At 70.7% G+C, this 23,486-nt stretch carries 21 protein-coding genes; 16 read left to right on the top strand and 5 right to left on the bottom strand.

All coding sequences use genetic code 11. From position 1 onward, the window contains the following. Positions 1 to 349 precede the first annotated feature (349 nt). The 7 genes from QSK37_RS49060 (at position 350) to QSK37_RS49030 (ending at position 7,015) form a co-directional block, all read left to right on the top strand. Positions 350 to 931 (top strand): GNAT family N-acetyltransferase, encoded by a 582-nt coding sequence (locus QSK37_RS49060; protein ID WP_285636323.1) that lies wholly within the window; start codon positions 350 to 352, stop codon positions 929 to 931. A gap of 149 nt (positions 932 to 1,080) precedes the next feature. Further along, on the top strand, positions 1,081 to 3,267 hold the full coding sequence (locus QSK37_RS49055) for a DUF6461 domain-containing protein (protein WP_285636320.1): 2,187 nt from the start codon (positions 1,081 to 1,083) through the stop codon (positions 3,265 to 3,267). Between the two features lie 152 nt (positions 3,268 to 3,419). Further along, positions 3,420 to 4,034, top strand: coding sequence for a carboxymuconolactone decarboxylase family protein (locus tag QSK37_RS49050; RefSeq protein WP_285636317.1), 615 nt, complete (start codon positions 3,420 to 3,422; stop codon positions 4,032 to 4,034). A gap of 90 nt (positions 4,035 to 4,124) precedes the next feature. After that, positions 4,125 to 4,766, top strand: coding sequence for a ComEA family DNA-binding protein (locus QSK37_RS49045; RefSeq protein WP_285636314.1), 642 nt, complete (start codon positions 4,125 to 4,127; stop codon positions 4,764 to 4,766). A 366-nt stretch (positions 4,767 to 5,132) separates the two neighbouring features. Further along, positions 5,133 to 5,783: a hypothetical protein gene (locus tag QSK37_RS49040; RefSeq protein WP_285636311.1), complete on the top strand. Its 651-nt coding sequence runs from the start codon at positions 5,133 to 5,135 to the stop codon at positions 5,781 to 5,783. Next, positions 5,752 to 6,384, top strand: coding sequence for a hypothetical protein (locus QSK37_RS49035; RefSeq protein ID WP_285636308.1), 633 nt, complete (start codon positions 5,752 to 5,754; stop codon positions 6,382 to 6,384). Before QSK37_RS49040 ends, QSK37_RS49035 begins: the two co-directional genes overlap by 32 nt. A gap of 25 nt (positions 6,385 to 6,409) precedes the next feature. Further along, positions 6,410 to 7,015: a YciI family protein gene (locus QSK37_RS49030; RefSeq protein WP_285636305.1), complete on the top strand. Its 606-nt coding sequence runs from the start codon at positions 6,410 to 6,412 to the stop codon at positions 7,013 to 7,015. Positions 7,016 to 7,020: 5 nt separating this feature from the next. On the opposite strand, the gene QSK37_RS49025 is transcribed toward QSK37_RS49030, so the two are convergent. Next, positions 7,021 to 7,599: a suppressor of fused domain protein gene (locus QSK37_RS49025; protein ID WP_285636302.1), complete on the bottom strand. Its 579-nt coding sequence runs from the start codon at positions 7,597 to 7,599 to the stop codon at positions 7,021 to 7,023. Between the two features lie 56 nt (positions 7,600 to 7,655). Here QSK37_RS49025 and QSK37_RS49020 point away from each other — a divergent pair, with 56 nt between their 5' ends. Then, the gene (locus QSK37_RS49020; protein WP_285636299.1) at positions 7,656 to 8,036 is read left to right on the top strand and encodes a hypothetical protein; all 381 of its coding nucleotides are present in this window, start codon (positions 7,656 to 7,658) and stop codon (positions 8,034 to 8,036) included. A gap of 1 nt (position 8,037) precedes the next feature. On the opposite strand, the gene QSK37_RS49015 is transcribed toward QSK37_RS49020, so the two are convergent. Then, on the bottom strand, positions 8,038 to 10,893 hold the full coding sequence (locus QSK37_RS49015; protein WP_285636296.1) for an ATP-binding protein: 2,856 nt from the start codon (positions 10,891 to 10,893) through the stop codon (positions 8,038 to 8,040). 191 nt (positions 10,894 to 11,084) lie between these two features. On the opposite strand from QSK37_RS49015, the gene QSK37_RS49010 reads away from it, so the two are divergent. From QSK37_RS49010 to QSK37_RS48995, 4 genes are read left to right on the top strand one after another with little or no spacing between them, the layout of a single operon-like run. Further along, on the top strand, positions 11,085 to 13,316 hold the full coding sequence (locus tag QSK37_RS49010) for a hypothetical protein (RefSeq protein WP_285636293.1): 2,232 nt from the start codon (positions 11,085 to 11,087) through the stop codon (positions 13,314 to 13,316). Further along, positions 13,313 to 13,885, top strand: coding sequence for a hypothetical protein (locus tag QSK37_RS49005; RefSeq protein WP_285636290.1), 573 nt, complete (start codon positions 13,313 to 13,315; stop codon positions 13,883 to 13,885). The genes QSK37_RS49010 and QSK37_RS49005 overlap by 4 nt, the downstream gene beginning before the upstream one ends. A 2-nt stretch (positions 13,886 to 13,887) precedes the next feature. Continuing rightward, positions 13,888 to 14,325, top strand: coding sequence for a hypothetical protein (locus QSK37_RS49000; RefSeq protein WP_285636288.1), 438 nt, complete (start codon positions 13,888 to 13,890; stop codon positions 14,323 to 14,325). A gap of 32 nt (positions 14,326 to 14,357) precedes the next feature. Then, the gene (locus tag QSK37_RS48995; protein ID WP_285636285.1) at positions 14,358 to 14,813 is read left to right on the top strand and encodes a hypothetical protein; all 456 of its coding nucleotides are present in this window, start codon (positions 14,358 to 14,360) and stop codon (positions 14,811 to 14,813) included. 29 nt (positions 14,814 to 14,842) lie between these two features. On the opposite strand, the gene QSK37_RS48990 is transcribed toward QSK37_RS48995, so the two are convergent. Both QSK37_RS48990 and QSK37_RS48985 read right to left on the bottom strand, forming a co-directional pair. Further along, positions 14,843 to 15,829, bottom strand: coding sequence for a M48 family metalloprotease (locus QSK37_RS48990; protein ID WP_285636282.1), 987 nt, complete (start codon positions 15,827 to 15,829; stop codon positions 14,843 to 14,845). An 82-nt stretch (positions 15,830 to 15,911) separates the two neighbouring features. After that, entirely contained in the window at positions 15,912 to 16,394 is a 483-nt protein-coding gene (locus tag QSK37_RS48985) for an NUDIX hydrolase (protein WP_285636279.1), read from the bottom strand. Between the two features lie 68 nt (positions 16,395 to 16,462). Between QSK37_RS48985 and QSK37_RS48980 the strand changes: the two genes are divergently transcribed. After that, positions 16,463 to 16,993: a GNAT family N-acetyltransferase gene (locus QSK37_RS48980; RefSeq protein WP_285636276.1), complete on the top strand. Its 531-nt coding sequence runs from the start codon at positions 16,463 to 16,465 to the stop codon at positions 16,991 to 16,993. A 3-nt stretch (positions 16,994 to 16,996) separates the two neighbouring features. Then, positions 16,997 to 18,205: an FxsB family cyclophane-forming radical SAM/SPASM peptide maturase gene (locus tag QSK37_RS48975; protein WP_285636273.1), complete on the top strand. Its 1,209-nt coding sequence runs from the start codon at positions 16,997 to 16,999 to the stop codon at positions 18,203 to 18,205. A gap of 4 nt (positions 18,206 to 18,209) precedes the next feature. Here QSK37_RS48975 and fxsT read toward each other — a convergent pair whose 3' ends face one another. Next, on the bottom strand, positions 18,210 to 20,744 hold the full coding sequence (gene fxsT / locus QSK37_RS48970) for an FxSxx-COOH system tetratricopeptide repeat protein (protein ID WP_285636270.1): 2,535 nt from the start codon (positions 20,742 to 20,744) through the stop codon (positions 18,210 to 18,212). Between the two features lie 230 nt (positions 20,745 to 20,974). Between fxsT and QSK37_RS48965 the strand changes: the two genes are divergently transcribed. Further along, positions 20,975 to 21,121 (top strand): hypothetical protein, encoded by a 147-nt coding sequence (locus QSK37_RS48965; protein ID WP_285577041.1) that lies wholly within the window; start codon positions 20,975 to 20,977, stop codon positions 21,119 to 21,121. A gap of 156 nt (positions 21,122 to 21,277) precedes the next feature. Beyond that, entirely contained in the window at positions 21,278 to 23,188 is a 1,911-nt protein-coding gene (locus QSK37_RS48960) for an nSTAND1 domain-containing NTPase (protein WP_285636267.1), read from the top strand. Positions 23,189 to 23,486 lie beyond the last annotated feature (298 nt).

The raw sequence follows: 23,486 nt of genomic DNA, 5'->3' as shown, positions 1-23,486 counted from the left end.
CAATCCGGCACGCTTCCCGACTGCTCATGCCCTGATCCATAAGCCGGAAGTATTCCTCCCGCTCACGGACCAGGGCCTTGCCCCGCGGCTTACGATCCACACGGATCTCGAAGGCCATCGAACTCCCCGGTCAGGGATGTTGCAACGGCCCCTCGAATCCGCCATCACGGAAGGGGGCTTTTTGGTGTCCGTACGGCGGCCGAGTACAGCCGCGCCTACGAATCGAGCCGCTTGAGCGCACTCTTCTGCCGATGAGCGGGCACTTCGTTCTGCCCGCCCGCCGAGAATTCCATTGCGAGTGGCCTGGCACCGGATGTCTGATTGATCGACCACCAACACGGGAGGGAATATGAGGCTCGTGCCGCTGCCCACCCCCACGCTGCAGACCGCTCGCCTTCGGCTGCGTCCCTTCGACGATGCGGATGCGGACGACCTCTTCGCGCTGCACAGCAGCGCCTACGTGCTGCGTTACTGGGACGCGCCGCCGTGGAGCGACCGCGCGCGCTCCGAGCGGTTCATCGACGCTTGCCGGCAGATGGCCGAGGGGGGTACCGGGGCGCGGCTGGCCGTAGAGCGTGTTTCCGACGGGGTGTTCATCGGCTGGTGCAGCCTGAACGGGTGGAATCCGGACTACCGCAGCGCGTCGATGGGCTACTGCTTCGACCATGCCGCGTGGGGCCACGGCTACGCGACGGAAGCCGCGCGCGGGTTGCTGCGGTGGGCGTTCGACGCGCTGGACCTGAACCGCGTCCAGGCTGAAACCGATACGCGCAACGTGGCATCTGCCCGCGTTCTGGAGAAGCTCGGGTTCGTGCGCGAAGGGACGTTGCGGGAGGATTGCATCGTGAACGGCGAGGTCTCTGACTCGTGGGTCTACGGGCTGATCAGGCGAGAGTGGCGGCCGTCATCCGAGCCGATTCCCGCCCGCTGAGTCCCCCTCGCTCGCAGGACGGCACTCGGCCGCCGGCTTCATGGCGTGCGCTCTGGTACACCGGCCCGGCCGTCCCGGACGACAGCCGTACGTGCGGCTACGTCGACGTCTAGAGTGTGCCTCCGGTCGTTCGGGTAGCCGGGGGTGCTGTGGTCGAGGTTCCTGATGCGGTACTGGCGGAGCTGGCCGGGCCGGTCGCCACTGCGCTGCCGCTCATCGTCGCCCGCATTCCGCAGGCACCGGCGGCCGAGCTCGGTCGGTTGCGGGTAACCGCCGACGGCGACACCTGGCCGACCCGCGGATCGGCCGTCGGGCACCGGCGGATGGCCCGGTTCTCTTCCGGGGCTCGGTCGGGGCGGGGCGACTCGCCGGTTCGGGACGCGCTCGGCTCGCTGCCGCAGTTGCTGGTCGAGCGCCTGCTGGGTGCGCTGGAGCTGACCGTGCCGGAGCTGGACCTGGCCGGCGCCCCGGACCTGACCGGTTTTCTGGGTGAGCCACCCACCGGCAACGTCGGTGTCGGGATCATGAGCGGGACGAGCGAGGCCGTCACCGGGGCGGTCACGCTGGACCAGATCCGGCCTGGTGTGTTGCCCTTGGTCGCCGCGCTCGCCCGTCGGCTGGCGGACCACCCGCGGGTGACCACCCTCCTGGCGGTGGGGCCTGAGATCACCGACGAGCAGGAGATCGCTGCGGCACACGGCGCGGTACGGCTCGCGCTGGCGGTGGCCACCGCTGCCGCCGTTCTGCCCCGGGTGGGCGTCCGGCCCTGGGCGGTCGAACCACCGGCGGTGCTCGGCGTCGCAATCGGCACCGCGGTGCTCCTGCTACGCGAAGCTCCGATGCCCGCCGGCTACGCCGCCGCGCAACTCGCCCGGGCCCGGGCGGAGTACCTGCTGCCCCGTGGCTCCGCCGGATCGGTGCCGGTGTCGAGGCACCGGTTCGCGTTGCTGGAGGGCACCGAGATCCCGGAGGCCGACTTCGACGGCAATGGGCTGGTCGTGGTCGTTCCGGGCGGTGCGGTGATCCGCACCGGGGTCGAGACCGGGCACGTCCGGATCCTGTTGCGTGTCCTGGACGGGCCACCGCCGGACGTCGCGACCGGCTGGGAGGAGATCGTCGAGGTCAGCTGGCGGGCGGCCGTCGGCGGTGCCTCCGTGGTCGGATCCGACCCGGTCGAGCCGCACCTGCGCAAGGTCACCCCACCTTGGCCGGGCGACTACCGGCTGCGGGTCCACGCCCGCGGTCGGGACGACACTGACGAAGGCGACACCGAGCACTACGAGCTGGCGGTGTGGCAGGCGCCCGCCGCGCCCGAGACCGTGTACGCACGTACCGACCGGCTCGGCCACCGGCTGCGCGGCGAGCCGGAGCCGGCACGGCCAGAACGACCGGAAACCGCCTACCGGTGGCTGCGCCGCAGCTCGCTCGCCGAGGCCGCGACGGTCACGGTGGTGACCGTGGCGGACGTCGCGGACGTTCTACGCGCCTTCGGCGCTGACCCGGCCCGGCCGGAGTCGATACGGGCCATCAGCGAGGACCTGATGAGCCGGCAGTCGATCGATCCGTGGGTCGCGGTGCTCGACCTCGGCGGCGCCGTGCTCGTCGTCGAGTACAACGGCTGGCAGGGCTCGAACGCGCCCGTGCTGACCCGGGCATCCGCCGGCGGGCGGGCCGCCAGCATGTTCTGGAACGTCAACGCGGTGACTCGGCTGTCTTTCGCCGAGCACGGCGAGGTGTTGCTGTCGGTGGAGCCGTTCGCCGACCTCGACGCGCCACCGCAGGTCGCGTCGGCGCTTGCGGGCCTGGACTTCGCCGACTACCACCGAGGCAAGTGGCTGATGGGCCTGGTCGCGGTGCAGCGGTTCACCGGCCACGGCATCACTGCCGAAGACCTGGCCCGGATCGAGGCCGCCGACATCGGTTTCTGGATCGTGCCGGACCTGCCCACCCTGTACCCGCGCCGGTCGAAGCCCGGCGACCCGCCCGACCGCGCCACCGAAGCGCTGACCGGGCTACCCGAACCAAAGCTGCGGGACCTGGCCTGGTGGGCCGCCGCGGAGGCGGCCCGCTACGCCGGGCTCGGCAAAGACCCGGACATCGTTGCCACTGTCGCCGCCCGCGCCCTGACCTCGGAGGCCCACCTGCGCGCCCGCCGGTCCCAACTCGACGGCGGCGAACATCCGTGGGTCTGGCTCGCCCTGCACCGCGCGACCAACCCGGACCCGGTCGCCGCGGTCACGGACACCGTCGAGGCGGCCCGCTACGCAGCCGGACCGTACGCGGCCAATCTGGTCGCCGATGTTCGGGCCCGGGCCGATCGGTCCGCTCCGCGATGACGGCCTGATCAGCTGATCGAACATCTCAGGCGCCAAGCCGTTGTGGCGGTCTGGGAATCGGTGGACTCTGAGGTCGGGAGCGGCGTGTCCCCTGAGGTGCGGGGAGTACGCCACCTGCCTGTCCGACCTCGAGGAGCCCGAAGGACGGTGCCATGAGCTACCTGCAGACACCCGCCGAGACCAACGCCGCGGACCAGACCGGTCGTCTGTATGAAGCCGACCGCGCGGCACTGGGGTATGTCGCCAACTACACCCGGGTGTTCGCGCTCCAACCTGCCGTCTACGCGGCCTGGCAGCAGCTCAACACCGCGATCAAGGCGGACATGGACATGCGGCGCTACGAGTTGGTGACGTTGGCGGCCGCGCGGCGTCTGCGGTCCAGTTACTGTGCTCTCGCGCACGGAAAGGCGCTTCGGGACCGGTTCTACGATGCCGAGACGGTGGAAGTGCTCGCCACCGACCACCACGATGCCGGCCTGGACTCCGCCGACGTCGCGGTCATCGACTTCGCCGAACGCGTGGTCACGGATGCGACTGCCATCACCGCCGACGATGTCGCTGGGCTGCGCCGCCATGGACTGTCCGATACTGAGATCTTCCAGGTTGTGCTGACCGCCGCCGCCCGGTGCTTCTTCAGCACCGTCCTGGATGCCGTGGGGACGGAACCCGACTCTCAGTACCGCACCTCGATCGAACCCGGCCTCCAACTCGCCCTCACCTTCGGCCGGCCCATCGCAACGGCGGATACCCCAGATGAGACGCCCTGAGAGATCGACCGACGGGACTTCTGATTCTCCTGCCGGGAAAATCGTCGGGCTGGCGGTGATCCGGTGGTCCTTCCGACTCGTCCAATATCCATGGGCAGAAGAACTCGTACGGCCGTCAGCGTGATCTGGGCACTCGTGCCGCTGATCACTGCCGGCATCGCCACGACGCTGGTCTTCGTGTTTCCGGCGATTCGCCTGCGTAAAGCCATCCACTGGCTCGTGGTGGCCGGCTACCTGGCACTGACCGTCACGGGTTTCGCCACTGCGAGCTCGCCCGACTCCTCGGCGGGCAGAAACGTGTTCGCCACGGCGATCGTCGTCCTGTGGCTCGGCGGCACGGCGCACGCGTTCGCCATCCGTTCGCGGGTGTTCGCCACACAGCCGCCCCTGGCCCCCGGCTACGAAGGCGCCGTCCGGATGGCCACCGGGCGGCGGGAGCTTCGCACCGCGGCTCGCGAGTCCGCGCGTGACCCGGTCATGGCATGGGAGCTGCGCATCGGGCGGCCGGACCTGCCGCGCGGGTTCGACGACGGCGGCCTGGTCGACGTCAATCATGTGCCGCCGTACGTGCTGGCGCAGCTGCCGGGCATGAACGCCGAACTGGTTGACCGGATCCTGCGGACACGCGAGCAGTGCGGCGGGTTCACCTCCGTGGAGGAGCTGTCGGCGCTGGCGGAGCTGCCGCCCACGCTGACCGAGACACTCGGGGAGTACGTCATCTTCCTGCCGTAAGGACCTCCCTGCCCGGCGTGGGCTTCGTTCGCGGATTCGCCCGTGCGCGTGGTTACTCACGACGATCCTTAGTCGCCGGTATTCGGACAGACTAAGGTAGCCGGATTATGTGCCCGACATGTAGCTTCGCTCGGAATTTTCCCGTGATCTCACCGTCTTATCGATGACCAGAAGGCGCTTCCTACGAAGGTCAGCCAGTGGCTGCGATCAGGGCGAGAAACGCATATTGGCGACTGAGCGTGGATCGCATTATCTCCTTGGCCGCGCCGACAAGACTCCGTGCGGCTTCGGCTTCGGCTTCGGCTTCGCGCGGGAAGATCAGTGCAGGGCCTCTTCTCATGCCGGTTCGCGTGAGAAGATCTCCCCATGCAAGGGGGCGGAGCGGTCGAGCGATCGATCTTCCGTGGGGTCACGTACTTCCTGCACGTTCCTTTCGAAGTCAGACATCTCGTGGGGCCCGCTGCCGAAGCGGCGGAGCGGGCGGCGGTGCGTGATTCCGCCAAGGGGCGCGAGGTGCTCGCGGCGCTGGCGAAGGCCGGGCCCGACGGACGCGCGGCCGAGGACATCCTGCGCCGGTACGGCGTCGAGGTGGAATTCAACCGGGGCGTGGGCAGCGGTTATGTCGACCACCTCAACGGCCTCATGGTGGACCTGGAAGAAGAGGGTCATCCGGCCATCACCATCATCCACGAGGCTGAGCACATCGCCCTGGAGAAAGAGGGGCGTAACGCCTACGCGCAGATCAAGACCCTCGACCGCGCCGGCTATATCGAGGCGCAGATATCAGAGGAAGTGGGCGCGCTGGTCAAGGAGACCCGGGCCAACATAGAGCTGCAGCGGCACTACCCGGACCTGCCCGATGCGCCGTTCCAGGAATCCTATCTGGCCGGGGGCCACGAGGAGATCCTGCGACTCCTCCGAGAGGGGCACGTTGAGGACCCGACGTTCGGACAAACGTACCCCGAGTACTACGGGGAGGAATGGAATGTCCACAACCTGGGCCGGCACGCTCCCTGACGAGGCGGACGTCCGGCGCGTCGTGAGCGCGGCGCTGGCGGCCTCCGGCAGGAAGGCCAAGAGCGCGCAGGCCGCGGCTTCCACCACCACGATCCGGCGGATGGACCGGTTGCCGGGCGGCGCACACATCGTGCGGTTCGACACGTACCCGCATGCCCGCAACAGCTTCTACATCGGGCTCCTGGCGCACGCCGTCTTCTATCTCACCGAGTCCCCCGACTCTTTCAACGCGATGATCCGCGCGAGCGGAATCCCCGGCGTGGTCCCCGACGACGCGCTCGCGATCGCCCGCGCGTACCTCGAGACCACCCGGCCGATGCGCCGCTTCGGCCAGGTCCTCAGTGACGTGGCCGACGTGCGCTGGGCCCCGGTCAGGACCGACGAGGAACGACGGCGACTCGACGCCGCCGTCGAAGCCGTGTCGGCGGTCGTCGCGCCGCCCGCCGTCGACCTCCACGATCGCGGCTTCGCGATCACCGCGTACGTCCTCTACGACGCGACGATCGAACGCCGAGTCCTGCTGGTGGGCCACGACGGCCACGTCGACGAGATCAGCCGGAGCCCGGTCGCCTCCGGCCTCCCCGTCCCGATGAGCCGGTAGATCGAGACTGTGGTAGTCAAGCGGGGTGGAGTACTTCTTCTACTGTCGTGACAAGCAGGGTGTCGGGGATCTGCGCTGGGAGATGGCCGAAGAGCACTGGGCGTTCATGGACCGGTACGCCGAGAAGATGATCGCTCGCGGTCCCACGCTCACGCCCGACGGGGAGGAGGCGACCGGCAGCATGCACATCGTCGACCTGCCGGACGCCGACGCCGCGTACGAGTTCGCGTTCCAGGAGCCCTACTACCGCGCCGGTGTCTTCGACGAGGTGCTGGTACGCCGCTGGAACAACACCCTTGGGCGCACGATGTGGGAGTTCGCCGGCGGCACGGCCGGTCATCAGCGGTTCCTGATCCTCGCGCACGGCAGGACGGCGCGTATCGCGGACCGCATTGCGACGGTCGAGGAGAATCGCCGGTACCTGGCCGACGCCTGTTCCGAGGGCCTCATCGCGCACGGGCCGCTGCTGTCCGAGGACGGGGCCGACTGGATGGGAACGGCGTCGCTGGTGGAGCTGCCCGACCGCGACGCCGCTGAGACGCTGGTACGGCAGGACCCCTTCGCCCGGGCCGGGCTGTACGAACGCGTCGAGGTTCACGACTGGCGGTTCGGCGGTCGCCCCGCCGAGTAACGAGTTCAGACGGCCGAGGTCCGGTAGACGTCGAGCAGGTCGGTGGCGCGCGACTCCCACAGGTCGCGGAGCGCCTCATCGTCTCCGTGCTCGCGTACCAGCTCGAACTCCGCGCGGGTGGCGGGGATCAGGGTGATGTACCGCAGCGCGAGCTCGTCGTCGTCGTAGAAGAGGTCGAAGGCCTCGTCGACGTAGGGATGCGGCGAGGCCAGGAGGAACTCGATGGCGGTGCCGGGGATCAGCGGCTCGGCGTTGACATACCCGCCGCCGTACTCATACCCCTTGCCGCTCCGTACGGCCCGGTCGGCGACGACGTGCAGGAGATACGCCGCCTCCTGCTCCTGACCGGGCCGGGCGGAGACCACGAACTCCCCGGGACACGGGCCGGTGACCTTCTGGAAGCGCACCCCCGTCGTCGCCACCGAGACCATGGCGTACGAGGGATGCTCATGGAAGCCGATGGAGAATCCCCGGTTCCGTCCGTCGATCGTCGGGCCCTCGCCGCGCACCACCGGTCCCAGGTGACGTTCGGCATGGGCGAGGAGCCCTTCGTAGCGCCGCGGATCGGCGTGGGGATAACTCACCGGCCGAACCCTAGTGCTCTCGCCTGATCGGCGCGTCCGGCTGGCAACATCGAGGGGTGGGTCAGGACGAATGGGACACGTTGCCGCAGGCCGAGAAGGCCTTCATGATCAACGGCTCTGAGCACGACATCTTGCCCGGCGTCTGGGGAGATCTCCCGGCGTCGACGCGGGCCGCACCGTTGAGCGAGGTGGCGGCGATCCTGTTGTCGCTGGTCGATCGAGGCTGGCTCGAGGTACGCCGGGTGGAACCCTGGACGGCACCGGATGGGCGGGTGGGTTCAGGGCCGGGCGATCTGGTTCCACGTGAACAGCTCCCGGTGGTGCTGGCGGACCCGCGCGAGTGGGAGTATCCAGCCGATCCATCCCGTTGGGCGGGCGCCCTGACGCTGGTGGAGACCGACGCGGGCAGGCGTATCAGTCACAGGTCGGCCGAGTAGGTCAGCCGGTGGGTGCCACGGCGTTCTCGTTGGGCCGCGGGAGGTAGAAGCGCAGGAGGCCGTCGATGTTGCCGAGGTCGGTCGCGGCTTCGGTGAGGCGCGTCGCGAAGTCGTCGTCGCCGCGGCGGGCGGAGGCGGCGGTCTCGATCGCCGACGGTGTGGCCGTGCCCCAGAGGGTGGCTTCGCGGGCGGTGTGGTCGCGCTGGTCGCGGTCCCACCAGCGCGACACGTGCTCCAGCTGCTCGGCGACGTCACCGCCCGGCACCGCGCGTCCGTAGCGGTGTTCCCACTCCGGGCTGGACGGGTGGCGGGGGCCGTCGGGCGTACGGCGGTGGGTGGTCTGGAGTTCTTCCAGCACCAGGCACCACCGGTACGGGACGGTGAACCATTCGGGTTCCTCGCCCGTGCACACGGGACCGCCGTTCAGGCGGCCGCGCATCGTCGCGACGAGGTGGTCGGCCAGCCTTCCGGGGTCGGAGCGCGCGGCGATGGCCGAGGCGCGTGCGGCCACGGCGCCGTCGACGGCGTGGGAGAGGGCGCAGTCGCGCAGCCGGCCGGGCAGTGCCCGCAGCGCGTCGAGGATCGCCGGGGCGGGCACCGGCGAGCCCCAGCCGGACAGGTGCGCCGCCGTGGCGAGCTCGGCCCAGAGCACGACCTGCGGGTGGTCGGTGAGGACGCGCTGGGCGGTGCGCATGTCCCGCAGCGTGCACGGCGAGGCGTGGCAGTCGGTGCCGCACGTGGTGCTGCGCGGGTCGACCAGCACGGCCGGTGAGGTCGTACGGGCGGCGCGGGTGGTCTCGACGGCGGTGCCGTCGGGCATCCGGGCCAGGTGCGGGTAGTCCATGCCGTCGGTGAACACGGCGCCCTCGCCGGGGCGCAGCGTGACCAGGAACTGGCTCTGGGCGTCGGTGATGTTCATGGTCGCGCCGACCGCGTCACGGTCGTCCTTGGCGGGCAGCCGGTGCACGATCTTGACCGCGGTGTTCTTGATGACGTCGGGCACCAGCTTGGAGGGGATCTGCTCGGCCACGATCAGCCCCTCGCCGTACGCGCGGATCTCGGCCAGGAGGCCGGCGAACATCTCCACCGCGTGCGCCGCCGGTCCGCTCTCCTCGCTCTTGCGCAGCAGGCGGTGTGCCTCTTCGAACACGCTCAGGTGCGCGAGGCCGGTCGCGGCGGCACTCGTGCGCTGCCGCATCCGCAGGTACTCGACCAGGCGTACCAGGACGGTGCCCATGAGGAACGCCTTGTCGCGGTCGTCACCGACGTCCTCGATCTCGAACACGACGTTGCGGGCCAGCAGCCGTTCGAAGTCGATGGGGTGGCCGCCCTCGAAGAACCGGCCGGTCGTGCCCAGCCGGAGGCTGGACAGGCGTACGCGGATGAACCCGCGGACGTTGTCGGTGATCTCCTTGCCGTACCCGATCTCGGTGACGACCTGCTCGGCGGCGGCCTGCAGGTCCGCGAGCGTCGGATAGCGGGGCGCGGTGCCGGGGGTGCGGGGTTCGCCGAGGGCCAGGTCCCAGCCGAGCTGCTCGTAGCAGCGGGTCAGCGCCGCGGACAGCACCTGCGGGAACGGCTCGTCGGACTCGAACGCGGCCAGGAACAGCGCGCGTACGAGGTCGGCGTGGGTCTGGAGGGGGAACGCCCGTCCGTCGGCGTCTCTGGCGGGTTCGAGGGGGTTGATGCCGGCGGCGATCGCGTCCACCTCGCCGGGCCGGATCGCGACCACCTCGGCGGCCGGCAGGCGTGCGGCCATGAGGCGGTACTCGGCCTTGGCCGGTTCGACCACGAGCCACGGCAGACCCGCCGCGCTCGCCGACGCCAGCAGCCCGCGTACCGTCTGGGACTTGCCGGCGCCGGTCGCCCCGCACACGAACGTGTGCCGGTTGAGGCTCTCCAGTGGCACCGACAGCGCCCCGACGTCGGTACGGTTGCGGTCCAGCACGCGTCCCAGCGGCACGCCGCCCGCCGCGGTCTCCGGCGTGACGTCGAACTCGGGCCGTACGACGAACCTGACCCCGGGCACCTCACGCGCCGGCGGGCGGGCCAGCGCCGCGACCAGGCGGCTGGAGGCCTCGAACGGCCACGCCGCGCTCGTACCCTGCGGAGCGAGCGCGTACGGCAGCCCGTCCAGGTCCGCCGACGCGCACACCAGCGCCGCCACTCGCGCCGCCGCCCGCGGGTCCGTTCCGCCGGCCAGCAACCAGACGCGCCACAGGCCGCTGGTGGCGGCCTGGCGCAGCTCCCGGTGCCGGCGTTCGAGCCGCGCCGCCTCGACCGCGTTCTCCGGCGAACGCTCGGCCATCGACTGCGCGGTGTACGCCCGGTCGGCGACGTCGTCGGCCAGCCGCCCGGTCTCCTCGGCGCCGACCGGCTCGGCCAGCAGCAGCCACGCGAACGGCCGTGTCCACACCGACAGCAGGCAGTCCTCGAGCGAGGGCCGCGTCACCGGCGCCGCCCGGTCGGGCTGGTCATCGGTCAGCAGGCCGTCGGTGACCCCGCCGATGCGCACCCAGGACGGGAACTCCCGCATGACCTCGGCGACCGCCCCCGGCCCCAGCATCCGGCCGTGCCCGCCCACCGGCAGGCTCAACGCCGCGCCGCCGTCGTCCTCCTCGGTGATCAGCCCGTGGCCGCCGACGAAGACCTCCACCGGCCCGGCGGCACTCTCCCGCCGCCAGCCGAGCAGCATCGGATCACCGCTGTGGTACGCGGACACGAGCGCCGCGAGCCGCTGGTCCCGGCCGTCGTCCCGCTCGGGAACCTCGCCCTCGTCCGTCAGCCGACGCCGCGGAACCTCCGCCAGCCGGCACGCGGGCACGCCCCGCACCACGTCCCATACCGGTTCCGCCATGGTCAGTCGGCTCCCGTCGAGGCCATCAGGTGTCGGCAGGCCAGGCTAATGAGCGCCGTTCCAAACAGAAAGCGGTTGTTGCGAGCGCAAGGGGTGACAAGTCCGCCATTGCTCTGCTTGAGTTGGTGGTCGGGGATAGTCAGGCATGTTGTTAATAACGGGTGACCTGGGGGTACGGGGGTCTCGCTGTCATGACCGTCGCGCCGGTCGATCGGCAGTCGCTGTTGCAGCGGCGTTCTCTGCTGTTCTCTCCGGAGCCGCGGCTGGGCTGGATCTTCCGTGACCGCTGGGCGTTCTACACGCCGTTCACCGAACCCGAGCCGCGGCCGCAGCGGCTGCCCGAATACCTTCACCGGCAGGTCGTGGCGACCGAAGAGACGGCACGGCGGCGGCTGAGCCGGGCCCTGCCGGTGAGCGGCGTCGCGTTCGTCATCCTGGCGCTGTTCTCGGCGTACGCGGCGAGTGACGGCTCCCTCGGCGGGACGGCGATGCCGCTCGGTTCCCTCCTTCTGTCGCTGGTCTGCCTGGCCCCCGGTGCGGCGCTGACCGGCATCGCGCTGTCCGCACGCCGCAACGCGCGCGAGGCGTACGAGCTGGCGCGCGGTCAGGCCGACCAGGCGTACGAGAACGCGATGCGCGACTGGCGGGCCCGCCGGCACCACCACGAGGCGAACGAGCACGGCGCCGCGAACGGGCGTCCGGAGTGGGGCGCGGTCCCGCGCCCGCTGTCGCCCCGGCGTCTGGACGTGTTCGGCGGCACGCTGTGGGGCTGGGAGGCCCTGCTCAGCACGTACGGCGCATCGGCGCTGTTCACCGGGCCGCTGCTGGTGATCGACCTGTCCCGCGAACTGGTCTGCGGCGAACTGGCGGCACTCGCCCGCGCCGCGCGGATCGACGTCGACACCCAGCTGTTGCCGACCCGGCTCACCGAGTCGACTCTGCTCTCCGGCCTGGGGACGCGCGAGCTGGTGGACGCGATCGTGGAGTCGATGTACGGCGGCGGCCCGGAGGCCGCACGCGCCGAGCGCAGCATGGACGACCGGATCCTGACCAGCGTCTGCGACGCTCTGGGGGAGAACGTCACGCTCGCCCGGATCGGCGCGGCGCTGCGCGCCCTGATGGGCGAACCCGACGACTCACCCGCGCTGGAGCGCGACGAGCGCCGCCGCATCGCGAGCGAGCTGTTCAGCGTGGAGTACCGCCGCCAGGCGCACGCGAACCTCTCCCGGATCGAGTCCTACATCCACCCCATCGAGCGACTCGGCACCGAGCAGACCGAACGCCCGCCGGGCTACCTCACCTGCATCGCGCTGGACAGCCAGGCCCGCAACGTACGGTCGGAGCTGCTCACCGACCTGGTCGTGCAATGGGTCACCCACCGCGTCGCCGCGTCGCCCGACCCCCGCCCGTCGGTGGTGGTGGCCGGCGCCGACGAACTGACCCGCCGCCACCTCGAACGCCTGTCGGACGCCTGCGAACGCCGCGGCGTGCCCCTCACCCTGCTCTACCGGCGCCTGCGGGAGACCGGAGAGGAGATGATCGGCGGCGGCGCGGTCGCGTTCATGCGCCTCGGGAACCACCAGGACGCCGCCCACGCCGCCGACTTCATCGGCCGCGACTACAAGTTCGTGCTGTCCCAGATCACCAAGAACGTCGGCGGCAACGAGTCCCACACCGACTCCGAGACCGTCGGCACCGGAGACTCCGACACGATCAGTCTCTCCACGTCGATCGGCACGTCGACCAACTGGGGCACCACCCGCTCGTCCGGAGCCACCCGGTCCGGCAACGGCCCGTTCGGCGACCGCTCCACCAACACCGGCGACTCCCGTACGCGCGGCGGCGGCACGAGCGAGACCGACACCCGCGGCGAGAGCCGCTCACTGTCCCGTAACTGGTCCAGCGCCTACTCCTACGCCGTAGGCACGAACTGGAGCGACGCCGACACCACCCAGCGGGTGTACGAGTACGCGGTCGAGCCGGTGACGCTGCAACATCTACCCGACCACGCCCTCCTGCTGGTCGAGACCCTCCCCGGGGGCGGCCGGAGCATCACCCCGGTCGAGTGCGACCCGGCCATCGTCACCCTGGACCGCGTCGCCACAACCCCGCTCCCCGACCCGCCGCCACGCCGCCCCACCCCGCCCGCCGGCCGGGCGGCGGTCCCGCAGCCACCGCCGTGGGCCAGACCACCGGCCGTCGAGCCCCCTCGGACGCAACTCCCGTACGCGCCCGGACCACCGCCCGGCTATCGGTCCGGCCCCCGGCCCACGCCTCGAGACCAGGGGCAGACCTGGCCCCGCACCTCTGGACCACCGGCCAAGCCACGGCGCCCCCGGCTCCCCGGCGCACCCCACCCCAAGCCGGAAGACGACGGCCGATCGGGCCCCCCACCGCTGTTCGGCGGAGGCGATGGCCGATGAACGTTGATCGCACCCCTGACGACTCCGACGCGAGTCCCGAAACCACCGGGGAAAAGCCAGACCGGCCCGCACCGCCCCCACCGGACAAGCCCGGCGCCGACGGCTGTCCCTCCCGCGCCGACAGCCGCCTCGGCGCGACCGCCGCCAACGACGCACTCGTGTCTGATGACAAGTCTCTTCGCGAGAGCCTTGATCCGGCCGGAGCCGAAGGCGGCTCCAACGTGATCGGTGATGCCAGGCCGGACCCCACCGACCGGACGGGCGACCGGATCGCGGGCCCGGAGAGCGACAAGGACTCCCGACTCGAAAGACTGCGCAAGAGGGGCTACGAGGGCGGTCGGGACGCCCTCGAGTCCGCGGGTAAGGCCACCGACCGGGCACTTGACCTCCTGATGCGCCACCCGCCAACGGGTCATGCTGAGACCAGGACCGGCCCGACGATGACCGAGGTACCGCACCATGGGATCGAAACCGGGAACGCGTTGGCCGCAGCCATGATGGCCAGTGTGCTGTTCGGTGAGGGGATCCGCCGTCTCCGCGGACGGACAACGCACACGAAAGGGGCCTGAAGATGCCGGTAACCGATGAGCAGGTGGCGACGTTGCGTGCTCATTTGGCGGGGGACGTCGAGGAATATCAACGACGGTGGGGGCGACTCGACCGGAATGCCGCCCGAACCGGCTATATGGCACTTCTCGCGGCCGCTTTCTTCGAGGCGGTGGACCGGCGATTCGCCCAGAGCGGCACGGCCGCCGACGTGATCGAGTTCGTAGGTGCCCTGCGGGCACGGTTGGATGAGGACGCCGATGAGGTCGATCCGGTCGTGGCCGAGCGCCTGATTCGGGACGCCCTCGGCGACGGATCCATCGATGACCTGGATGAAGACACGATCATTTCCACCAAGGTCCTGCTTCTGACGGCTTTGATCTCGGATGAGAAGCTCGGTGACGCAGAGCTGGACGAGTTCATGGCCACGGCCCGGTCACTGGGTGATCGCCTGATGAGCTGAGCGGCGAACAGAGAGCCGGAAGGAACAGCTCGATGACGGTGACCGATGAGCAGGTGGCCGCGCTGCGCGCCTTCCTGGCGTCTGAACCTGACGAAGCCGAGCCGCTGACCGGGCAGCTGGTCGAGGCCGACCGCCTGGTCGGGTACGGCGAGTTGGTCCACGCCGCGTTCGTCACGGCGGTCCGCCGGCGCTTTTCCCCAAGCTGGTCGATCCCCGAGGTCATCGGCCTGGTGGCGACGGTACGCGCTCAGTTGCTCGACGACGGAATCCATATCGATCCACGTACTTCCGAGAGCCTGATGCGGCATGCACTCGGCGACGCCGTCGCCACTGAGCTGGAGAAGCCGGCCACGGCTCGCGCGCAGGTCCTGCTGTTGGGTGAGCTGATCGTCGATGAGGGGCTCGACGACGCCGGGCTGGATGAATTCCTGGCTCAGGCCCGTACGCTGGCCGACCGGCTGATGTCCGGTGTGACGCATCGCCGCTAGGTTCGCGAGCCGGCGTCCATGGCCCTGGCCTAGAGGGCCTGGACGGCTCGGGGATGGGTTCGCCGGGCGAGCTTTCGGCGGAGGCGCTGGGCGCGGCGGACGGCGAGAGGGGGCAGGCCGAGGAGGCGGTCGGCGCGGGCGGTGTCGGTGTGGCCGGCGTCGATGGCGTCCTCCAGCGCCGCGAGCAGTTGCGGGCCCAGGCCGAGCGTCGTCACCGTGGCGTCGGCCTGGAACTCGGCCTGGTCTACGGAGATCCGGGACAGCGCCGCTCCCAGGAAGGCGACGCACGCCGGTACCGCCAGTACGGCGATCACCACCGCCGCGACGAGCGCGAGCAGGAACGTCACCAGGAATCCGAACGGGGTGCGCCACGCCACCGCCACCCGCCACATCCGGCGTACCGGCCGCCACGCGTGGGCGAGCAGCCACCACAGCGCGCGGACCGGCAGCACGAGCTGGTGGTAGCAGAACACCGGCACGGGGTTCAGGCCGGTGCGGTGGCTCAGTTCGTGCGTCAGGACGGCCTCGAGCCGGTCGGGTGGCAGTGAGTCGACCGCGTACGAGGTGGCGGCGACGAGCCGGCCGGTGGTGGCGGGGGCGGTCGGCTCCCGTGACTTCACGATCATCAGCCGTACCTGGCCGGCCGAGACGCCGGCGCGCGCCAGCGCTCGGCGTACCGGATCCTTGAGGCGGCGCAGCTCGTCCAGGCTCGGTTCACGGTAGCCGTACGCCCGGCGGAGGATCGTCTCCCGCTGCCAGGTCGCTCCGGCCGCCCCCACGGCCCAGGCGGCGAACGGCGCCACCGCTCCCCACGTCGGCCAGAGCAGATCCAGCCCGTACGCGACCGGCGCCACGATCGTCAGTGCGCCCGCCAGCCCCGGGATGAGCGCCACCAGGGCCAGTACGCCCGGCAGCCGGTCCTTCGGGAGAAGGGTCGCCTCCTCGCGGGTCGCCGACACGCCGCCCCCGTACCGCTGCGGGTCGGGGTACCACCGGGCAGGAGGCTGGCCGGTCACGATCGGTCCTTTCCGCCGCCAAAGCGAGCCGAAGCGCCCATTCTCCCGTGCGCCGACCGGCACCGCCAGACGAAGGCGGGACTCAAAGGCCGAGTTCCACCACCCGCGAGGGGACGCCGTGGGCGATCAGTGCCGCCAGCGGGGTGGCGAGGTCGCGGGGAGAGAACAGGTCGGGGCCGCGGTACGCGGCGAGGTCCTGCGGCCGCCACCAGCGCAGGCCGCTGATGTTCTCGGCGGCGAGTTCGGCGTCGGACAGCGTGCCGCGGGGCGCGAACGACTCGGTGCGGACGAGGAAGTAGTCGTTCAGCACGCCGTCGTAGCGCGGGGCGAACCCGGGCGACTCGACCCGCTGCCGCCACACGTGCGGCGGGTCGGCGGCGAGGGCGAGGCCGACCTCTTCGAGCAGTTCGCGGCGCAGTGCGGCGAGGGCCGACTCGCCGCTCTCGATCCCCCCGCCCGGAGCCGTCCACACGACGTCCGGTGTGGTGAACCGGCACAGCAGCACGCGGTCCTCTTCGTCCAGGATGATGGCGCGTGCCGCGTGCCGTATTTTCGGCGGCGACATACGGAAAGCGTAGCCATTTCACTCATCCGGGGTTTTCCGGTTTGCTTTCGCGAGTTACTTTTCTCGGCGTGAGGTTGCTTGTGGGGGCACGCATCTCTCTGCGGCCGGTGGCCGCCGAAGATGGCGAGGAATTCGTCGCGCTGGCACGGGCCAGCGTGAACATGCACCGTGGGCTGATCTTCGCGCCCACGGTGGCGGAGGAGTTCGGCGAGTATCTCGCCCGGTTCGACGGTGTCAACGCGGTCGGGTTCGTCGTGCGGGTGAACGCCACGCGACGGCTCGCCGGGCTGGTCAACATCAACCAGATCGAGCGGCAGGCACCCGATCCGCGGGGCTCGCTCGGCTACGGGGGGTTCGCGGCGACGTCCGGGCACGGATACGTGGCGGAGGCGGTACGGCTGGCCGTCCCGTACGCGTTCGAGGAGCTCGGCCTCACCCGGCTCGACGCCTACATCCAGCCGGCCAACGCACCCTCCCGCCGTGTCGTCGAGGAGGCCGGGTTCCGCCCGGTGGCCTCGGACCGGCAGATCATCCGCGTCGACGGGGAGTCGCGTGAGCACGAACGGTGGACTCTGACCAGCGGCAACGGCGGTAAATGACCTATGGCGACACTCGGCGCACCGGAGTGGCCGGACACCCTCGACGTCCGCACGCTGCTGGGGAGGGGCTGGCGGCCCACGCCGTTCCGCGAGTTCATCCTCAAGGTGCACAGCCGCTGCAACCTGTCCTGCGACTACTGCTACATGTACGAGATGGCCGACCAGAACTGGCGCCGGCAGCCGCGGAAGATGGCCAGGCCGACCGTCGACCAGGTCGCGATGCGGATCGCCGAGCACGCGCGGGCGAAGCTTCTCGATCGCGTCGACGTCACGTTGCACGGCGGCGAACCCCTCCTCGCCGGCGTCGACCACCTGCGGTACACCGTCGAGGCGGTGCTCACCGCCTGCGCGCCGGACGTACGGGTGCGGTTCAACGTCCAGACCAACGGCATCCTGCTCGACCCGCCGGTCCTCGAACTCTTCCGCGAGTACGGCGTGCAGGTCGGGGTCAGCCTGGACGGCGACGAGGAGGGGCACGACCGGCATCGCCGGTGGGCGAACGGCCAGGGCAGCTTCGGCGCCGTACGCGCGGGCGTGGACCGGCTGCGCGCCGCGCCGTACCGGCACCTGTTCAACGGCCTGCTCAGCACGGTCGACGTCCAGAACGACCCGGTGCGCACGTACGAGGCGATGCTGGAGTTCGAGCCGCCCGCGATCAACTTCCTGCTCCCGCACGGCAACTGGGACACCCCTCCGCCCGGCCGGCCACCGGACGAGTCCACGCCGTACGGGGACTGGCTCGTCGCCATCTTCGACCGCTGGTACCGGTCGCCGGTGAAGGCGACGCAGGTACGCCTCTTCGACGAGATCATGATGCTGCTGTTCGGGCGGCCGTCGACGGGTGAGGCGGTCGGCCTGTCGCCCGTCGCCATCGTCGTCGTGGAGACCAACGGTGAGATCGAGCAGGTCGACACGCTGAAGTCGGCGTACGAGGGAGCGGCCGGCACGGCACTGCACGTGTCACGTGACCCGTTCGAGGCCGCGTTGCTGCTCCCGTCGATCGCGGCGCGGCAGATCCGCGGCCTGGCGCTGGCCGAGGAGTGCCAGGAGTGCCGGCTGCACCGGGTCTGCGGCGCCGGCCACTACACGCACCGCTACCGGAGCGGCCGCGGCTTCCGCAACCCCACGGTGTACTGCCACGACCTCCAGCGGCTGATCACCCACATCCACACCGAGGTGTCGCGGGACCTGGAGGCCCTCAAGAGGGCTTAGGGCCTTAAATCGGCGGCGGGTCGAAGTCGGCGTCGAGGTGGCGGCCTTCGAGGAAGACCTGGGCGTCCGGATGGTTCAGCCCCATGGTCCGCTGGTAGCCGGCCCGCGCCTGCTCGATCAGCTCGCCGCCGCGTTCGGTCTGCCCGGCCGCCGTGAGGTCGGCCGACAGGTTCGCGGCGCCGGTCAGGGTGAGCGGGTGGTCGTCGCCGAACAGGCGGTGGAGGCGCCGCAGCGTGCCCTCGCCGAGGCGGCACGCCGCGTCGATCTCGCCGAGGGCGGCCAGGTCGCTGGCGAGGTTGACGGCCACGGTGAGCGAGTAGTGGTGGTCGCGGCCGAGCTTGGCGTCCAGGCCCGCGAGCGCCCGTTCGTTCAGCTTCCGCGCCTCCTGCGGGTTGCCCTGGACGCGGCGGAGGACGGCCAGGTTGCTCAGGCAGGCGAGGCTGTACGGGTGGTCGGCGCTGAAGACCTTGGTGTAGCGGGCGGCCGAGTCGGCGACCAGGCCGGTGGCCTCGTCGAGCCGGCCGACGGTGCGCCACAGGTTGGACAGGCACATCGCGGCCGCGAGGGTGTCGGGAGAGTCGAGGCCGAACAGCCGGGTACAGCGGTCCTGCACCTGGACCGCCAACTCCTCGGCCCGCTCCAGCTCCCCGTACCGGCGCAGCGCGATCGACAGGTCCTTGCCCGTACGGAGCGTCCAGTTGTGCTCGGCGCCCAGGGCGTCCAGGCCGATGGCGTAGGCGTCGTCGCCGAGGTCGCAGGCCTCGGAGTAGTCGCCCGCCAGCCGTACCGCGCGGGCCAGGCCGTTCAGCGCGTTGAGCATGCTGGCCATGACGGTACGGCTCTCCTGCTGCTTCCAGCCCATGAACGACCGGTGGTGCAGCTCGCGGGCCCGCCCGTAGTCGCTGATCAGGCCGTAGTCGATGGCGAGGTTGTTGACGGCGCGGAGCGTGCCGGCGTCCTCGGGACCGTACTTGTCCTCGTAGCGGCGCAGCGCCTCCCGGTCGCGGTCGAGCGCGGCGCGGAAGTCGCCGGCGGCGCGCAGGTCGGCGGCCGACCCGCGCAGCGCCAAGAGGGTGACGTCGTGGTCGGAGCCCAGCACCTTCTCCGACGCGGTGAGGATCTCGGCGTTGAGCGTGGACGCCTCCTCGTAGTTCCCGAGTTCGCGCAGGGTGTTGGTCTGCGCGAGCTGGACCTCGATGACGTCGCGGTGCTGCGATCCGGACTCGGCGCTCCACCGCTCGATGAAGTCGTCGGCCAGGGTCTGGGCGGAGTGGTAGTCGCCGGAGCTGAACAGGTAGCGCAGCATCCGGATGGCGAACGCCCGTACCTCGCGCGTCGGGCAGTCGGACACCTTCGCGGGCGCCAGGTGGCCCAGGAGGTCGCCGTACTTGGGCCAGCTCGTGTCGTCGTCGGGGTCGCCGGCGTTGTACGCGGCCAGCAGCAGGTGGACCTCGTGCTGGATCTGCTCCTGCTCCTCGGGGGACAGCTCGTCCTGGACCAGCTTCTGGACCAGCCGGTGCACCTGGATGGTGCGGCCCGGGATGTCGAGCCGGGCCAGCGCGTACCGGCCGAGTTCTCCGACCGCGCGGCCCAGCCGGATCGGGTCGGAGATCAGGCCCGCGACCTCCGGCCGCAGCCCCGGCGGCGCCTTGCCGATGGCCTCGCGCGGGATGGGCTCGGAGCCGAAGAAGGCGCAGATCCGCAGCAGGTCGACGGCCTCCGGGAGGCTCTCGCTGAGGTTGGCCACCGACACGCTCCAGGCGGCCGTCATGGGCACCGGGTACTCCGCCGGGCGGCCCTGCGAGAGCAGTTGGCTGGTGCGGTCGGCGAGCTGTTCGAGGTACTCCGAGGCGCTCATGCCGCGTTCGAACAGCAGCGCCCCGGCCTGCTCCAGCGCCAGCGGCAGGTCGCCCAGCTGTTCCGCCAGCCGCGCGGCGTCCTCGGGGCTGATCGCGCCGCGCACCCGCTTGGTGAGGAACTCCACGCTCTCCTCGCGGCGGAACACGTCGACCGGGACCGCGTCGAACAGGCTCTCCCAGCGATGGTTGCGCGAGGTGATGAGCACGTGCCCCGAGTCGCGCGGAATGCTGTCGAGCAGGTCCTCGGGCTGGTCGGCGTTGTCGAACACCAGCAGCCACTTGTCGTACGGCTCTCCGCGGCGCAGGGCGTCGAGCACCTCCCGGGCCGCGTCCTCGATGCCGCTCACCGCGGCGGGCGGCAACCCGAGGTGCGGGGCGAGGTCGGCCAGGGCGGTCTTGACCATGAAGGGCTGGTCGGAGGGGATCCACCAGACGACGTCATAGGTGTGCCGGTAGCGGTAGATGTACTCGACCGCGGTCAGCGTCTTGCCGACTCCGCCCAGTCCGTGCAGCGCGTGCGGTTGCGGGACCACGGCGGTGACCTGGCTGGCGATGCCCTCACGGAGGGCGGCCAGGAGTTCCTCGCGACCGGTGAAGTTCTTGTTGCGCTGGGGAACGTTCCCCCAGACCGGGGGGACGCGCATGTCCTGCGTCGCGCCGGTCTTCTCTGGGCCAGCCACTCGGTTCGCCTCCGCATCACCCGGTCCAACCGATGATTAGCAAGACTATGTCCGAAACGGCGCATTCCTCTACGCGGCCGGAAAATCTTCGCGCGCGTGTGTGTCAAATGACATAGACGGACCACGGGTGCGCCAAAACTTGGTTAACGCCACATGCAGGAAAATGCAGGAAAACGAGTTATATTGTGGTGACAATCCGGACCGGGCAGCGGACTCACCGGGGAGGCATCATGCCACCGCTCACCATCGACCTGCGGGGAGTCACCTCCGACCTCCTGCGATCCGCCGACAACCCCGTGCTCAAGAGTGCTGTCCTGGAGGCGATCCAGCCGGCCCGAGAGATGGCCGACGGAGCGGGATTCGACAACAAGCTCTGACGTCCGGGGTTCCAGCGGGCCCGGCGACTTCCACATTCGGCCAGATTTCCGCCTTGACTTCGTTGGCTCGGCGGCAGGGGCGGGTGTAGGTGTAGTCGTCAATCACCCCGCCGAAGCTCGACCCGTTGGTCATCCCGGTAATGACGTGATCATGCTATGAGCACGCGTTCCCCTTTCGTCGGCTCACGTCCGTTCGACACGGCGGATGAGGCGATCTTCCACGGCAGGGCCCGCGAGGCGGCGGCCCTGGCGAAACTCTGGCGCGATCACCGGGTGACGATCCTCCACGGCCCCGCGGGGGTGGGGAAGACCTCATTGCTGCGCGCCGGCGTGCTGCCCGCACTGGGCGCGGGCTCACGCGTGCTGCCCATCGGACGGCTGGCGTTCCTGGCCGACTTCCCGCTCGCCGCGCTGCCCGACATCAACCCCTTCACGTTCGCGCTGCTGGCGTCCTGGTATCCGGAGGACCCGCCCACGCGCATCGCGGGTTCCTCGATCCGCGGTCTCGTCCGCAAGAACGCCGGCGTCGACCGGCACGGCGACGCGATCCCCGTGTTCGCCGCGATCGACCAGACCGACCTGCTCTTCTTCGGCACCCGCGAGAGAGACGGCCATCGCCGGCGGTTCGCCGACGAGCTCGTCGAGGCCACGGCGGCCCGGCACGAGCTCCATCTGCTCATCACGGTCCGCACCGAGAACCTCGACGAGCTCCAGGCGCTCCTCGTGCGCTCGGGCCTGCCGGTCCGGCAGGTCACCCGGTTCCCGCTGACCGCCCTCAGCCCGTCCGCCGCCCGTCAGGTGGTCAGCGGGCCGCTGGGCGACACCGGCCACCCGCTCGCGGCCAGTGCCGGGCGGCTCGTCGAGGAGCTCGGCGCCGGGGAGACGTCCATCGATCCGGCCTTGCTGCAGATCGTGTGCAGCCGCCTGTGGGACGAGCTCCCGCCGGACGGCGACGACGAACGCCTGCCGAAGGCGGTCGACCGCATCCTCGGGGACCACTGCCTGCGGTCGCTGGCGACCGTCGCGACGGCGTACGGCGAATGGCCGAGCGCGCTCACCACGTGGTACCGCCACGTCTTCGGCCGCAAGCCGGACGCCGACGGGGTCACCGAGGGGCGGCGCCTCACCCGCGACCTGCCCAACGCCGTCGTACGGGCGCTGGAGGACGTGCGCCTGCTCGTGGCCGACCGGCACGCGGGCCGGCGCCGCTACCGCCTGCCGCAGGCGCGGCTGCGCCCGGTCGTCCGGCGTCTCGACGCGGAGGCGGCGGTGTCGGCACGGCACGAGCGGCCGCGGCTCGACGCGGCGGAGACGGCCTTCACGGCCGGCGATCTCGATCTGGCCCGGCGTCTCGCCTCGGCGGTGGCGCGCGAGGCCGGCGCCGACCGGCCGGTGCGCGGGGCGGCCGAGTGTCTGCTGGGCACCATCGCGTACGGCCAGGGACGGATGGAACGGGCCGCCGCGCACTATGAGGCCGCGATCGGCGTGTTCGGCGCGCTCGGCGACACCGCGCACGTCGGCATGCTCCTGGCCGCGGTGGGCCGGTTGAAGATCGGCAGTGAGACGACCGAGGCCGTGAGCCGGCTGCGGGCCGCCCTCACCCAGCTGCCCGGTGACACGTTCGTCAAGACCGCACTGGCCCACGCGCTCTGGCACGCCGGCCGCGCCCAGGCCGCGATCGCGATCCTCGACGACGCGCTCAGCCAGAACGGCGCGACCCCGGAGGCGATCCGGCTCCGGGGCGAGATGCTGGCCGACCTCAACCGCGCCGAGCCCGCGCTGCGCGACCTCGACCGGGTCAACTACGGCGACCGGCCCTCCAGCCGGGCCGCCTGGTTCCTGGCCAAGCGGACCTGTGAGGACACCGGGGTATCCGGCGCGGAAGAGCGTGAACTCGTCGACGACGCCGATGACAGCGGCCCGGTGCTGCTCCGCGTCGCCCGGGTCCTCCGGCTGGAGGGTGACGCCGACACCGCGGCGGGGCTGGCCGAGCGCGCGGTCAAGGCCCGGCGGCCTCCGCTCCCCGAGCACCTTCGCAAGGAGGCGGAACGTCTCATGGCGCGTTGAAACAATTTCTCCGAGCGCCTTCCGACCGCGTGGACGGCGCTCAGGAATCACGTGCCAGACGTTCCATTTGTCTTTGGATGAATTCGGTTGGTCATCAGGTGAAGCGCTTCAGGCACTGGTACGGTGCGTAGCCGGGTATCTAGGTGACGAGCGTGGCGCCGTACCCTGGAGCGCCATTCCTTGCGTCCATAAAAAATGTGGATATACAGCAGATGCCCGTTTTGTCCGGCAACGCGCCGGAATAAGCGGTTGCCGTCATTCGACGGTGCTCTCATCGCCGGACGAACGGCCGGTGAGA

This window comes from Actinoallomurus iriomotensis (genome assembly GCF_030269445.1).
GTDB lineage: Bacteria > Actinomycetota > Actinomycetes > Streptosporangiales > Streptosporangiaceae > Actinoallomurus > Actinoallomurus iriomotensis.
The sequence above is the reverse complement of the archived record's forward strand: the minus strand, read 5'-3'. Positions and strand labels throughout refer to the sequence as shown.